The organism is Pelomonas sp. CA6, assembly GCF_022549225.1.
In the GTDB taxonomy this organism is placed as follows: domain Bacteria; phylum Pseudomonadota; class Gammaproteobacteria; order Burkholderiales; family Burkholderiaceae_C; genus Roseateles.
Genome location: NZ_JAKZFD010000004.1, coordinates 211,843 through 226,128 on the forward strand (window position 1 = coordinate 211,843; position 14,286 = coordinate 226,128).

Annotated in this window: 9 protein-coding genes; 3 read left to right on the top strand and 6 right to left on the bottom strand. The window is 67.0% G+C overall.

What is annotated here, in order from left to right; translation table 11 throughout:
* Positions 1-87: 87 nt before the first annotated feature.
* The 3 genes from pyrF to ypfH all read left to right on the top strand — a co-directional run bounded on the left by pyrF (position 88) and on the right by ypfH (position 5,161).
* The gene (gene pyrF, locus LZ017_RS08985; protein WP_241396282.1) at positions 88-921 is read left to right on the top strand and encodes an orotidine-5'-phosphate decarboxylase; all 834 of its coding nucleotides are present in this window, start codon (positions 88-90) and stop codon (positions 919-921) included.
* A gap of 188 nt (positions 922-1,109) precedes the next feature.
* Positions 1,110-4,382 (top strand): PAS domain S-box protein, encoded by a 3,273-nt coding sequence (locus LZ017_RS08990; RefSeq protein ID WP_241396284.1) that lies wholly within the window; start codon positions 1,110-1,112, stop codon positions 4,380-4,382.
* 44 nt (positions 4,383-4,426) lie between these two features.
* On the top strand, positions 4,427-5,161 hold the full coding sequence (ypfH, locus tag LZ017_RS08995) for an esterase (RefSeq protein ID WP_241396285.1): 735 nt from the start codon (positions 4,427-4,429) through the stop codon (positions 5,159-5,161).
* A 13-nt stretch (positions 5,162-5,174) separates the two neighbouring features.
* On the opposite strand, the gene LZ017_RS09000 is transcribed toward ypfH, so the two are convergent.
* The 6 genes from LZ017_RS09000 to LZ017_RS09025 all read right to left on the bottom strand — a co-directional run bounded on the left by LZ017_RS09000 (position 5,175) and on the right by LZ017_RS09025 (position 14,218).
* Entirely contained in the window at positions 5,175-6,878 is a 1,704-nt protein-coding gene (locus tag LZ017_RS09000; protein WP_241396287.1) for a M14 family metallopeptidase, read from the bottom strand.
* 93 nt (positions 6,879-6,971) lie between these two features.
* Complete coding sequence (locus LZ017_RS09005) at positions 6,972-7,754, bottom strand: LytTR family DNA-binding domain-containing protein (RefSeq protein WP_241396289.1); 783 nt, start codon at positions 7,752-7,754, stop codon at positions 6,972-6,974.
* Complete coding sequence (locus tag LZ017_RS09010) at positions 7,751-8,836, bottom strand: sensor histidine kinase (protein ID WP_241396291.1); 1,086 nt, start codon at positions 8,834-8,836, stop codon at positions 7,751-7,753. The genes LZ017_RS09005 and LZ017_RS09010 overlap by 4 nt, the downstream gene beginning before the upstream one ends.
* A gap of 127 nt (positions 8,837-8,963) precedes the next feature.
* On the bottom strand, positions 8,964-9,728 hold the full coding sequence (locus tag LZ017_RS09015; RefSeq protein WP_241396292.1) for a class II glutamine amidotransferase: 765 nt from the start codon (positions 9,726-9,728) through the stop codon (positions 8,964-8,966).
* A 14-nt stretch (positions 9,729-9,742) separates the two neighbouring features.
* A complete protein-coding gene (locus LZ017_RS09020; RefSeq protein WP_241396297.1) occupies positions 9,743-10,966 on the bottom strand; it encodes a geranylgeranyl reductase family protein in 1,224 nt (407 codons plus the stop codon).
* Between the two features lie 189 nt (positions 10,967-11,155).
* Positions 11,156-14,218, bottom strand: coding sequence for a TonB-dependent receptor (locus LZ017_RS09025; protein WP_241396299.1), 3,063 nt, complete (start codon positions 14,216-14,218; stop codon positions 11,156-11,158).
* Positions 14,219-14,286 lie beyond the last annotated feature (68 nt).

Below are 14,286 nucleotides of genomic sequence, written 5' to 3' on the forward strand. Positions count from 1 at the left end.
GATGGGCAGGATTCGACGAGGTGGCCGGCGGAACCGGAACAATACCGGGGGACAATAGCGCAGCGCCACCCCCTTTCGCCTATCGTCATGAGCTTCCTGCAGCAACTTCGCACCGCCGAGCGTCTCAACGAATCCCTGCTGTGCGTCGGACTGGACCCCGATCCGGCCCGCTTTCCCGGCGCCTGGAATGGCGACGCCGGCCGCATCTACGATTTTTGCGCCGCCATCGTCGAGGCCACCAAGGACCTGGTCATCGCCTTCAAGCCGCAGATCGCCTACTTCGCCGCCCACCGCGCCGAAGACCAGCTGGAGCAGCTGATGGCCACCATCAAGCGGGTGGCGCCGCAGGTGCCGGTGATCCTGGATGCCAAGCGCGGCGACATCGGGGCCACCGCCGAACAGTACGCCCGCGAGGCCTTCGAGCGCTACCAGGCCGATGCCGTCACACTGTCGCCCTTCATGGGCCGGGACACCATCGCGCCCTTCCTGCGCTATGCGAACAAGGGCGTGTTCCTGCTGTGCCGCACCTCCAATCCGGGCGGCGACGACTGGCAGATGCAGCGCCTGGCCGATGTGCCGGGCCAGCCGCGGCTGTACGAGCACCTGGCCCGACTGGCCGAGACCGAGTGGAACGACAACGGCCAGCTGGGGCTGGTGGTGGGCGCCACCTACCCGCAGGAGATCGAGCGCGTGCGCGCGCTGGCACCGACGCTGCCGCTGCTCATCCCCGGGGTGGGCGCGCAGGGCGGCGATGCCCGTGCCACGGTGGTCGCCGGCTGGCGCGGCGACGCGCAGGGCCAGACCACCGGGCCGGTGATCGTGAACTCCTCGCGGGCCGTGCTGTATGCCAGCGCGGGCGAGGACTTCGCCGCCGCCGCGCGCCGCGTGGCCCTGGCCACCCGCGCCGAACTGCGCCGCTGAGCCCGAGCACCCCGGCCGCCCGCGCCCTGCGCGCCGCGGCCGCGGGCATCCGGGAATAGTTGGCACGGAGGCCTTCGCCGGGGGGATTTGCCCGTGGTTTCGGGGTCTCACCGGCTGTTCAGAGGCCACGCTTGTCGCCGAGACTGCGGGATTGGGGCCCAAGAGCCCTGGCGCCCTGGAAGACGACGTTGAGCGAGCCGACCCTGGATGATCTGAGCAGCCTGGTGGGCCAGGACACGCCACTGAGCAGCCACGCACTGCCCAGCGGCGTGTCCTGGCGTTCGGTGCGCCTGTTCCTGGGCTGCGCCGCGCTGCTGCTGGGCCTGGGCGGGTTGCTGCTGCTGGCCGCGCCGGTCCCGTCCAACGAAGTCAGCGCCACGCTGGCGCTGATCGGCGCGCTGATCGCCGGCGCCGCCTGGTGGCGCCTGCCGCCGCGCCTGGGCGCTCCGGCCGTGCTGCTGGTGCTGGGCTACGGCATGTTGACCGTGGTGGCGGCGGCGGCGCTGCACGGCCATGGTCTCTACTCGGTGGGCCTGGGCCTGCTGGGCCTGCTGGTGGCGCTGGGCACGGCCATGCTGGGCATGGCCGCCGGGCTGGGCCTGTCGGCGCTGGGGCTGTTGTCGCTGCTGGTGCTGGCCGTGCTGGAACAACAGGGCCGGCCGATGCAGGCCGAGCCGGTGCTGAGCCTGCGCCTGAGCGTGCAGGCCGCCTGCCTGATGGTGGGCCTGATGGTGGGCGTGGGCTCCATGCGCCTGCTGCGGCGCGCGCTGGCCCAGGTCAACGAGCGCCATGCGCGCTTCCGCCACCTGCTGTCCATGGCCGCCGACTGGTACTGGGAGATGGACCGAGAGTTCCGCTTCACCCACCTGGCCGAGAACGGCGAGGGCGGGTCGGGCCTGCCGCTGCAGAAGCGCCGCGGCCGCACGCCCTGGGAGATCGAGGGCCTGGGGCTCAACGATGAGGAGATGGACGCGCACCGCGCCGACCTGGAATCGCACCGCCCCTTCCGCGGCCTGGTGATGCGGCGCGCGTCGAGCAACGGCACGGTCCGCTATGTCTCGGTCAGTGGCGAGCCACGCTTCGATGGCCAGGGCAACTTCCGCGGCTACTGGGGCGTGGGTCGGGACGTCACCGACGAGGTGCAGACCGAGCAGGCCATGCTGGCCACCGAGACCCGCTACCGCGAGCTGTTCCGCCGCTCGCCATCGCCGCTGGTGCTGCACCGCTGGGGCCGGGTGCTGGATGCCAATCCGGCGGCCATGGCCATGTTTGGCTACACCCAGCGCTCCAGCATGATCGGGCAGGACCTGTTCTCGCACTTCGAGCCCGGCGACGAGGAGCGCGGCCGCCAGCGCGCCGCCAAGATCGAGGCCATGCCGCTGGGCGCGATGCTGCCGATGGCGGAGTTCCGGCTGCGCACGCTGTCGCGCCGGCGCCGCGTGGTCCATGCCACCAGCGTGCGCGTGGAAGCCGCCAGCGGCCCGGCGACGCTGTCCTTCTTCATCGACCAGACCGAGGCCTCGCGCGCGCAGGAGGCGCTGCGCCGCTCCGAGGCCCTGCTGTCGCACCTGTTCGCCACCAGCCCCGACGCGATCACGCTGACCGAATCGGCCTCCGGCCGCTATGTGATGGTCAACAAGACCTTCGAGCAGCTCACCGGCTATGGCAGCGAGGAGGTGCTGGGCCGCACGGCGTCGGAACTGGGCATCTGGAACGAGGGCAGCGACCGCGAGGCCCTGCTCAGCGCGCTGCGCGCCCAGGGGCGCGCGGTGGACGTGCCGGTGAACTTCATCCGCAAGAGCGGCGACACCATCCCGACGCTGATCTCGGCCGCGCCGTTCGAGATGGACGGCGTCTCCTACCTGGTGATCAACGCCCGCGACGTGTCCGAGACGCAGCGCACGCGCCTGGTCCACGGTGCCATCCTGGAGAACGCGTCGATCGGCATCGCGCTGACGCGCGACCAGCGCTTCGTGCAGGCCAACCGCCTCGTCGAGGAGATGTTCGGCTGGCCGCCCGGCGGCCTGCTGGACCAGCCCGGCTCCGTGGTCTGGTGCGGCGAGGACGACTATGCGCAGGTGGGCCGGGAGATCGGCCCGCGCCTGAGCCTGGGCGAGCAGATCGAGATCGAACGGACCATGCGCCGCCGCGACGGCAGCACCTTCCTGTGCCGCATCCTGGCGCGCGCGGTCGACACCCGCCATCCCAGCCGCGGCGGCACGATCTGGATCATGGAGGACGTGACCGAGCGGCGCCGCGTCGAGGCCGCGCTGGCCCAGGCCAAGGACGAGGCCCAGGCCGCGAGCCGGGCCAAGAGCGCCTTCCTGGCCAACATCAGCCACGAGATCCGCACGCCGCTGAACGGCCTGGTCGGCCTGGCCCGCCTGCTGCAGCAGCCCGACCTGGACGACGAGACGCGCCGCCACTACCTGGACCAGATGCTGGACAGCGCCGAGAGTCTGTCCGGGCTGATGTCGGACATCCTGGACCTGTCCAAGATCGAGGCCGGCCGGCTGACGCTGGAGTCCGTGCCCTTCGCGCTGCGCGACATGCTGGCCACCATGCGCATGGCCTATCTGACGCTGGCACAGGCGCGCGGGCTGGCCTTCGCGATCGACGTCGCGCCCGATGTGCCGGCCTGGGTGCTGGGCGACCCGGTGCGCACGCGCCAGATCCTCAGCAACTACCTCAGCAACGCGCTCAAGTTCACCGAGCAGGGCTCGGTCACGGTGAGCGTGACCCGCATCGCCCAGCCCGACGAACCACGGCTGCGCATCGAGGTCCGCGACACCGGCCCCGGCATCGCGCAGGCGCTGCACGAACGCCTGTTCCAGCCCTTCACCCAGGCCGACGAATCGACCACGCGCCGCTATGGCGGCACCGGGCTGGGCCTGTCCATCTGCCGCGAGCTGGCCACGCTGATGGGCGGGCGCGTCGGCGTGATCAGCGAGCCCGGCCAGGGGGCGACCTTCTGGGCCGAGCTGCCGCTGGCCGAGGCGCCGCCGGGCTATGGCGCTCCGCGCGAGCCGGCGCGCGAACCGCCGCAGCTCAAGGGCCGGCGCGTGCTGATGGTGGAGGACAACCCGGTCAACATGATGATCGCGGTGGCGCTGCTGGAGCAATGGGGCGTGGAGGTCTCACAGGCCAGCGACGGCAGCCAGGCGGTGGAGGCGGTGAATGCCGCCGCCAGCATGGGCAAGCCCTTTGACGCGGTGCTGATGGATGTGCAGATGCCGGTGATGAGCGGCCATGAGGCCACGCGGGAGATCCGCCGTCGTTTCGACGCGCGCCAGCTGCCCATCATCGCGCTGACCGCCGCCGCGCTGGTGCAGGAGCGCGAAGAGGCGCTGGCCGCCGGCATGAACGAGTTCCTGACCAAGCCGGTCGACGCCCAGCGCCTGCGCCAGGTGCTGACGCGGCTGACCCAGCCGGCCAGCGCGCCGGGCCCCGCCCTGTCCTGAGCGCGCCGCTCGCCAGACCCGCGGCGCATGCGCACAATGCGGGTATGAGTTCCGACGAATCCCCTTCCCCGCAACGCTCGCAGGCGCTGGCCCTGCTGCCCGACCAGGGCGTGGCGGAGCTGCTGTTCCTGCTTTTCCACGGCGCCGGGGCCGACGCCACGCAGATGCGTCCGCTGGCCCAGGCGCTGCGCCAGCAGTACCCGCGCGCGGCCGTGCTGGCGCTGGCCGGGCCCGAGCCCTATGACCTGATCCCTGGCGGCGGCGCCGGGCTGCAGTGGTATTCGCTGGCCGGCGCCGACGACGACAACCATGCGCGGCGCGTGGCCGCCGCGATGCCCGGCTTCGTCGCGCTGGTGCGGGCCTGGAGCGCGCATTTCGAGCTGCCCTGGCAGCAGGTGGCGCTGGCCGGTTTCTCGCAGGGCGCGGTGATGGCGCTGGAGGCCGTGCAGGCCGAGCTGCAGCTGGCCGGCCGGGTGCTGGCCTTCGGCGGTGCCTATGCCACGCTGCCCGAGCATGCGCCGCAGGAGGTCTGCGTGCATCTGCTGCACGGCCAGCAGGACGCGGTGCTGCCCTACCGGGATCAGGTGGCCGCGGCCAAGCGCCTGATCGCGCTGGGAGCGGACGTCACCGCCGATGTGCTGCCCGAGATTGGCCACGAGCTGCACCCGCAGCTGATCGAGCGCGCGCTGGAGCAACTGCGCAGCTTCGTGCCCGCACGCGTGTGGCGCGAGGCCATGCAGGCGGCCGAGGACCAGGGGCTCAAGCCACCGCTGCAGTGAGGCGGCGGCCGCGTCAGTCCAGCGTGACCTCGGTGCGCACCGTGCCGGCGCGCGCCGCATGGGCCGACAGCGAGACCCGCGTGCCCTTGGGCGCGCGCACGATCCACTCGGCCACCGCACGGTCGCCGGTGATGTGCTCGGTGGGCAGGAAGTTCAGCTGCGAGGACTTGGGGCCATGGCCCTCCAGGTGCGGGCCCTCGAAGCGCGGCCGACCGCCGATCAGGCTCACCTCCGGGTCCGGCGGCAGCAGGATTTCGAACATCACGCCGCGCACCACCTCGCGTTCGCGCGCCCGCGCGGTGACCGCGGCGCTGAGATAGCCGCTGTTGGCCACGGCCAGGCGCACGCGCCAGCTGTCCGGCCCCAGCGCGCGCACCTCGGTGCGCAGCAGCTCCAGGCGCGGCAGCGACAGCGCGATCTGGTTCATCCACGCCGGGAAGCGCGCGGCCTCGCGCTCGCGCAGCTGCGGCGGCGGGTTGCGCCAATAGTTCATCTTGTCCCAGCCGCCGATCTCCACCGCGCCCAGCTGGGGATGGAGGAAGGGACGCCAGTCGACGTGGGCCTGGCCGTCGCATTGCTGGTCGCTCCACGCGAGCAGCTTGAGATCGTCCTCGACCGGATGGTCGCGGAACCAGTCGATCCATTTGTAGCCCTCGATGCCGGCCTCGCGGTTGGGCGACCACAGCTCGACGACCCAGAACAGCGCGCCCAGGTGCTCGTACACCCAGTCCTGGGTGCCGCTGACGGTCTCCTTGGGGTGGTATTTGAAGTCGTGCCAGATGCTGATGGCCGGGTAGCCGGTGGCCTTTTCGCCGAGCTGCGAGAAGCGCTTGTAGCTCCACAGGTCCTCGGGCGTCATGTCGTCGTCGCTGCGCGTGCCGCAGGGGCGCAGGATCACGCCGCTGTAGGTGTGGAAGCTGATCGCCGCGCCGATGTTGGGATGGCCGGTGATGAAGTCCACCATGGCGCGCACCTCGGGCTCGCTGGTGGGATAGGGGCCGGCCCCGGTCTGCTGGAATTCCTGGCGCCAGTCGGCCGGGAAGTTGCGGTTCAGGTCCAGGCCTTCGGGGTCGCGGTTGACCTGGATGGTCAGGCCGTCATGGTTGCGGATGAAGCCCTCGGGCATCAGGCGGTAGTACTCGCCGCCGAACTCGCCCGGCTCGCGCGGCACCATCAGGCGCGGATCGCCATCGTGCTTCTTGTAGCCCCCATGCGGATCGGGCACGCGCATGGTCAGGATGCGGCCATCGCCGTCCACGTCCTCGATGCAGAGGCCGTCGACCGGTTCCTCGTCGTAGGGATAGCGGCGGGTCGAGGAGCGGATGTGCCGCGGCCGCTCGGCCAGCGCCAGCTCGGCGCCGTCGGGGTTGAGGCGCGGCACCAGGTAGACCACGCGGGTGTCCAGCAGCTGGGTCACCTGCGCGTCGGCGCCGTAGCGGCTGAGCAGGTCGTGCAGGTAGTACAGGCAGGTGGTGCAAGCGGTCAGCTCGGCGGCGTGGATGTTGCCGTCCGCCCAGAAGGCCGGCTTGTCGAGGTCGGCGCCAGTGGCCGTGTTGGTGAGCACGGCGATCCAGATGTCGCGCCCCTCGTGGCTCTTGCCGATGGAGCGCACCGACACCAGATTGGGCCGCGCCTGCGCATAGGCGAACAGCAGCTGGGTCAGCTCCTCGTAGCGAGGAAAGGTGTCGAAGCGCGGGGTGGGCAGCGTTTGAGACATGGGGGGGGCGGATGTGCGTTGCCAGGCCGAGGCTATTTTGCACGGCGCCCCTGGCGCTGGCGATGCCCGCACGCCCGCTGATCGCCCTTGCCGCTACTGGGCGCGGAACAGGCTCTGGAACTGGCGCGAGACCGGCAGTTTCTCGTCATGCCCGCGCAGGCTCAGCAGCATGGTGCTTTCATCGACGCGCGTGGCGCTGACGATGAAACGACTGTTCACCAGCACCGAGCGGTGGACCTGCCAGAACTGGGTTTCGTCCAGACCCACGAGCAACTCCTTCAGCGGCGTGCGTATCCAGGCCTCGCCGCCCAGATGCACGACGCGGGTGTAGCGGTTGTCGCTCTGGAAAAAGAGCACCTCGTCGGGCGGGATCAGGCGGATTTCCTTGCCCACGCTGGCCTGGATGGGTGCGGGGCGCACCGGCGCGCGCGCCGGCAGCAGCTGGCGCAGCGTCTCCAGCAGCGGGTTGTGTGCCGCGATAGAGGGGGCGTTGGCGGCGGCCGTGCTGGCGCGCGCGCGCAGGCGCTGCAGGCACAGGCCCAGGCGCTCGTCCTCGACCGGCTTGAGCACATAGTCCACCGCGCCAGCCTCGAAGGCGGACAGCGCATGGTCGCCAAAGGCGCTGACGAAGACGACCTGCGGCGGCTCGGCCAGCGCCGAGAGCCGGCGCGCCACCTCCAGGCCGCTCAGCCCGGGCATGCGGATGTCCAGGAAACACAGCCGAGGCTCCAGCGCCAGCGCGTCGTCCCAGGCGTCCACGCCATTGCAGCTGGCGGCCACGATGTCCAGCTCCGGCGCCAGGCGCTGCAGCGCGGCGCGCAGCTGTTCGCGCGGGCCTTCCTCGTCGTCGGCGATCAGGGTGGGCAGGCTTGTCATCGTGCGTCGTCCTCGGGCAGCGGAATCTCCATCCAGGCCAGGCAGCCGGGCTCGGCGGGCTGCAGCTGCAGGCGCGCCGCATCACCGAACTGGGCCCGCAGCCGCTCGCGCGTGTTGCGCAGCCCCAGCCCTTCGTGAGCGTCGGGCGACAGCCCCTGCCCCTCGTCGCGCACGCTCAGGCGCAAGACCTGGCCCTCGCGCGCCACGCCCAGCCGGACGGCGCCGCCACGCAGGCTGGGCTCGATGCCATGGGTGATCGCATTCTCGACCAGGGTGAGCAGGCTGCCGGGCGGCAGGCTGGCGCGCTGCAGCAGCGCCTCGTCCACGCCGGGCCCGGGCTCCTCGTGCCAGCGCAGGCGCCCGCCCAGCCGGGCCTGCATGATCTCCAGATAGCTGCGCACGATCTGCAGCTCCTGCGCCACTGCCAGGCGGTCCTGCGCGAACATGGGCAGCGTGGCGCGCAGATAGCGGGTCAGCGAGCGCAGCACGGGGCCGGCGCGTTCGTCGCGCGTGTCCACCCAGTGCTGCAGCGAGGCCAGGGTGTTGAAGAGGAAATGCGGCTGGATCTGCGCAGTGGCCAGGCGCAGCGCCAGCTGTACGCGCTGGGCCTGCGCTTCCTGCTCGCCCAGGCGGGTGGCGATCTGCTGCGAGCGATACACGGTGAGGAACCACCAGGCACTGAGGATCAGCGTCAGCGCCGCGGCGACAAAGGGCAGCGCGGTCCGCACGCTGTCGCGATAGGGCGTGCCGATCAGTGCCAAGCCCCCCGCGCCCACGCACAGCGCCAGGCTGGCCGAAGCCACATTGAGGCGGCGGCGCGTCGGCTGGCGCCACAGCATGCGCGCCACGCCCAGGCTCATCCAGACCAGCGCCAGTGCCCCGACAAGCACCCAGGGCGCCAGCGTGCGAGGCATCTCGTTATAGAAGATCAGCACCAGCACCAGCACATTGACGTAGAGGTAATGGCTGAGCTTGTCCGGCCAGGCGTCGCCCCCTGCGCGCCGCAGCTCGTCGGGCGTGAACACGCGCTGCGGACCGGGGTAGATCCACGGCGTCCAGTCGAAGCGGGTGCTGTCGTTCATGTCAGACAGTCTAGTGAGATGCCCAGGCCCCTCGCCCATGCTGCGGCGAACGGCAGGCCCGTGCGGCGAATGGCGGGGAGGCGCGATGGAAGGCCTGGCGGCCCGACCCCGGCTGGCCGGGCAAGGCTCAGGCCCCGGCCGGCACGGGTTCGCCGCCGACGAAGACCTTCAACTCACCGGGCTGAAAGGCCACCCAGGCCTCGTCCCGGGTCAGCGGTTCGGTCGCGACGACGGCCACCCGGTCCTGGGCGGTGGTCTGACTGGCCAGGTCCACCTGCAGGTCCTCGTCCTGCAGCTGCACGCGGCCGAAGGGATGGCGGCGCAGCAGGTAGTGCAGCTTGGTGGAACCATGCGCCCACAGCGCCTGCCCATTGGACAGCAGCATGTTGAAGGTGCCATGGCGGTTGAGCTGCGGCATCAGCTCGGCCAGGGTGTGGCTGAGTTCCGCGATGCTGGGCACGTCGGCATGCGACTTGGCCAGCTCCTGCATCAGCCAACAGAAAGCGCGCTCGGAATCGGTCTGCCCCACCGGCCGGAAAGCCGCATGCAGCCGCGGCGCGAAGCCCTTGAGATCGCCGTTGTGCGCGAAGGCCCAGTAGCGGCCCCACAGCTCGCGCTGGAAGGGATGGGTGTTCTCCAGCGACACCACGCCCTGGGTGGCCTTGCGGATGTGGGCGATGACGTTGTCGCTGCGGATCGGATAGTGCTTGACCAGCTCGGCCAGCGGCGACACCCGGGCGCTGTGGTGGTCCACGAAGTGGCGCAGGCCGCGCCCCTCGAAGAAGGCGATGCCGAAGCCGTCCTTGTGCTCGTCGGCACGGCGCGCCAGCCCCGTGAAACTGAACATCACGTCGGTCGGCACATTGGCGTTCATGCCCATCAGCTGGCACATCGCATCGCCCCGGGCTATTCCAGGAACAGCCGGCTCAGCCCCTTGAGGCTGACCAGGTTGCCCGGGTTGCTGGTTTCGTTGAGCACGCCGCTCATGCGCGCGAGCAGGCGCGGGCTCTTGCGGGCGCGCCAGATCAGCAGGTCGGCCAGCCAGGGCGCGGCATTCACGCGGTTGGCACGTTCATAGAGATCGAAGCGCGGCTTGAGCGCCTGCAGGCCAGCCTCGTAGCGCGCGCGCAGCGCCGCGTCGTCGCCCGGCTGCAGCAGGGCCTCGGCGGCCAGCATGCCGGTCTCCATGGCCTTGCCGATGCCTTCGCCGGTGAAGGAATAGGTGGAGCCCGCCGCCTCGCCAGCGACCAGCAGGCCCGGGCGCGACCAGCGCGCGCCGGCCAGCGTGCAGCGCAGCGGCGCCCCCTTCAGCTCGCCGACCAGCCGGCCTTCGCGCATCAACTCGGCGGCCGGCGCGTAGTCCTTCACGAAGGCATCGAAGATGGCACGCAGGTTGATGTCTTTCTTGGCGCCCTTGCCGCCCACCGCGCGGTGGCTGTCCGTCACGCCGACGCCGATGTTGAAATGCCCATCGGGCGCAGGGAAGATCCAGCCATAGCCCGGCCGCACGGCGCGGCTCCAGACCACCTCCAGCGCACGGATGCGCCCCACCAGAGACGGCGCCTGCACATAGCCGCGCAGCGCGACGCCGCTGGGCGTGTGGCGTTCGCACATGCCGGCGGCGCTGAGCGCTTTGGGCACCGCGCCGGTGGCCAGCACGACCCAGTCGGCGCGGACCTCGAACTCCGCGTCACCCGCCCTCAGCACGGCGCCACAGACCCGGCCCTGGGCATCCTCCAGCGGGCGCTCGAAGCGCGCCTGGACGAAGCGCGCACCAGCGGCCTGCGCATGGCGGTTGAGCATCTCATCCAGCTGCTGGCGCGGCAGCACGGCCAGACTGCCGGGCACGTCGATGCGTCCGCCGCGCGGGCCCACGCAGCCCACGTGGGCCACACGTTGCGCGCGCGCCATCACCGCGTCCAGCAACCCCAGGCGGCGCAGCGCCTGATGGGCGTCGGGGATCAGTCCATCGCCGCAGGTCTTGTCGCGGCCCAATGGCTGCTGATCGACCAGCAGCACCTCGCGGCCGGCCGAGGCCAGCACCCGAGCCGCGGCCGAGCCGGCGGGGCCGGCGCCGATGACCAGCACATCACAGCGCGCAGGAACAGCTGCCGCATCGTAAGCATTCATCGCCCAGACTCCAGAGAACGAAGGGGGATTCTATGTACTCAGCTCCCCCATCTCCGTCCGCGCCACACCTCTCAGTGCAAACGGCAATCTGTCGGGCAGCGTCGGCTGACCAAGAAAAACGCCGGCGAATGCCGGCGTTGTTGATACTGGGCCTATCCGGCTCAGTCGCCCCGGAATGGGGAGCACTCCTCAACGGAACTGATACTTCAGCCCCACATTGAAGGTTCGGCCGATACCACCTGCCTGGTTGTAATTGGCGTTGTAATGGGTAGAGCCATAAAACGCCTGCAAGTCCAGAGGAGCGACACGGTCGAACAGATTGGAGATGCTTCCATAAACCTGCAAGGCCTTGGAAACATCGTACTTGCCGCTCAGGTCAAACGTAGTGAAGGACGGGGCTCGGCAACCCAGAGGAGCCTCCTCGCCATTGGCAAAGCGCTTTATACAGCCGCTTTCCGTGTACTTGTGTTCCACGTTTTTATATCCAGACACATAATTCACCGTAGCAGTAAAAGAAAATGCCCCACGATCCCAAGTTGTTTGGAACGTAGCCTTATCCTTAGGCTGCCCAGATGAGCTACTCATTGAAGTAGGACCTATAGTGCCAGCATACTCGTACGGTTTCCCATCAGACAAAGTGCGGCGGAAATGCTGTATATGAGTCCATGTCAAACCAGAAACCAGCCGACCCCAAGCACCCAAACTCATGCGATGGCGAAGATCAATATCAATTCCATCCGTGACCGAGCTTGGTCCATTAGTATACGGCGCTGATATCACTGCAATCGTGCCAGAATTCGGCACACCCGGCAATGCATCACCTGCATTACGAAGAATGACAGCAGAAGGGAAGCCTGCGGGATTCTCAAGAACCGTTGCGGGGTCCGCCCCGTTAATTTCATCCTTACGCTTGATCTTCCAATAGTCCAAGGACAGACTCAGATCCTTGATAGGCTCAAGCACCACACCAAAGTTGAAGCTTTTCGATTTTTCGGGCTTGACCGCCGTGTTCGCAGCGCTGAACGCCACAACTTGGGCCTCACAGCTGTCGCTAATCGTGGCACCAGGCAGCGGGGTCGCCACGCCATTGACCATCGGACAACGCAGCGGATCGCGCACTTGCACATATCCCGCTGAGCCGCCCTCACTCTTGCCGCTCTCCGCCGCACCTGGAGCACGGAAGCCCTCTGCATAGGTGCCTCGAAGCAGAAACTGAGGCAAAGGTTTAAAGGTGAATCCGAGCTTTGGCGTGGTCGAGGACCCATAGTCCGAGTAGCGGTCGGTCCGCAATGCCGCATTTAGCTCCAAGCTCTTGAGGACCGGGGCTACAAATTCAGCATACATCGCGTTCACGCGACGATTACCAGTAAAGCCAGAATACCCCAACCCGATGATATCAGCGTCATAAGTAAAGGGCTTCGGGGGACTGTCTACTTTTTCCTGACGAAACTCCGCACCCACAGCCAGCGCCAACATGCCTCCGGGCAGCTTGATCAACTCCCTGCTCGCTCGAATGTCAAGCGCAGTAATCGATGTTTTGGAAGTTTGTTCGATATGAGGCGCGATGGCACCGCGGATATCACTGCCGTTCAGACCCGCGTTGGCTCCCAATCGGTAGTACTTACCAGAAGGATTAAGCCCCGTATCATTACGACCAGTTAGAAAGTCTCGCAATACGCTATCTCGTACATAGCCATCGGTCCCTTGCTTGGTCTTGCTCTCGGTATACAAGAGACCCGTTTCCCAATCCCAATCCCACGCCGTCCCCTTCAATCCCGCCAAGGCACGAGAAACGGTCGTATTATATGTATTATCTCGGCCACCAAAATCTGCTGTCACATAACGCAGGCGCGAATAGCTACCTGGTGTTGGATTGTCAGGGTGATTGGGACCCAGAACTATGTTTGTATTATCCTTGTTAGTACCCTTCACTGCATCCACCCAACTCGCCGACACTGAAGTCGGCGTGAAAGTGGTCGACACCTTGGATGTAAAGAGCCCGACTTCGCCAAATGCTGTCACTGAAGGACTGACTTGAAGAGTACCTCGCGTCAAGAAATTCAGCTTCTTTTCCTTAGGCTGAAGTTGATTATAGTCCAGTATATTCCAAGTGCATCCGCTATATCCTTGAGCCACGGCCGACGGATGCGTCGCACAACCTTCGATCGGTTTCAGTTGCAAATAGGCCGAGCCAGGAACCGGGGTCGCGCCCGTCGCATCAGTGACTGCCCGAGCCCATCCGGTCGGACTCGGACTTACCGAAGTATTAGATATTTTTTGACCACGAATCCCCCCTTGCAAGTAATCGTAGCCATATTTCGTCATATCGGGATCGCCAATCCATTTACGATCCTGACGATCGCTCTGGCGTACCTCACCGATGCTTTGTGCCTCAAGCGTGAAGAAGACGTTATAACGATCCCGTCCGATGTCGCCAAAACCACCCGCAATGGCTGCCTTCACACGTTCGCCATCGCTATAGCGAGTCTGGCCGTATGAAACATTGGCGGATATTCCTTGATAGTCTTGTCGGGTGATGATATTGACCACCCCGGCGATGGCATCCGAGCCGTAGATCGCCGACGCACCGTCCTTCACGACCTCCACCCGCTCAACCGCATCCAGCGGAATGGTGCTGAGGTCCACGAAGGTGCGTTGGCCATCGTCCGCCAGGCCGTAAGGAGCCAGACGACGACCATTCAAAAGAACGAGTGTTGAATTCGCACCCAGTCCTCGCAGTGAAACACCCGCAGCGCCTGCGGCAAAGCCGTTGCTGAACGACATCGGAACGGAACCGTTGCTATTGCCGTTCAGCCCCATGATGACGTCAGCAATCGTCGTCTTACCGGACTTTTGAATATCTTCCCGTGATATTGTCTGAATCGGGGACGCTGTCTCCGCATCCACACGCTTGATGTTCGTTCCAGTAACTTCGACACGCTCAAGCTGTGTAGCCCCAGACTGTTGGGCAATCGCAGGAACCGTGAAAGCAGCAAGTGCTGCGGCCACCGCGGAAGCAATAGGTTTCAATCTCATAATAATCCTCCTCTGACGATTCGCAACACTCAACCAATTTGGTTTTGCATGGCGATACCAATAAATCATCCGTTGTGCAACTGATGAGTCCACGAGTGTCACTGAACCACAAGAGAGGGATTCATCGGGTTTCCCCGCCCGCCGTCTGGCATTGTTGGAGGGGGGCAACGCCAGGAAATCAAGCAACGGGATGCCGGTCTCTTCTTCTAATGCCAAAAATCTCCATCTTCAATTTTCACGAAATCGATTGCGCATTCAGCAGTCGCACAAATACGCATAATTCG

Coding starts and splice junctions, on each gene's coding strand:
- pyrF (WP_241396282.1), top strand. CDS start 88: ATGAGCTTCCTGCAGCAACTTCGCACCGCCGAGCGTCTCAACGAATCC.
- ypfH (WP_241396285.1), top strand. CDS start 4,427: ATGAGTTCCGACGAATCCCCTTCCCCGCAACGCTCGCAGGCGCTGGCC.
- LZ017_RS09000 (WP_241396287.1), bottom strand. CDS start 6,878: ATGTCTCAAACGCTGCCCACCCCGCGCTTCGACACCTTTCCTCGCTAC.
- LZ017_RS09005 (WP_241396289.1), bottom strand. CDS start 7,754: ATGACAAGCCTGCCCACCCTGATCGCCGACGACGAGGAAGGCCCGCGC.
- LZ017_RS09010 (WP_241396291.1), bottom strand. CDS start 8,836: ATGAACGACAGCACCCGCTTCGACTGGACGCCGTGGATCTACCCCGGT.
- LZ017_RS09015 (WP_241396292.1), bottom strand. CDS start 9,728: ATGTGCCAGCTGATGGGCATGAACGCCAATGTGCCGACCGACGTGATG.
- LZ017_RS09020 (WP_241396297.1), bottom strand. CDS start 10,966: ATGAATGCTTACGATGCGGCAGCTGTTCCTGCGCGCTGTGATGTGCTG.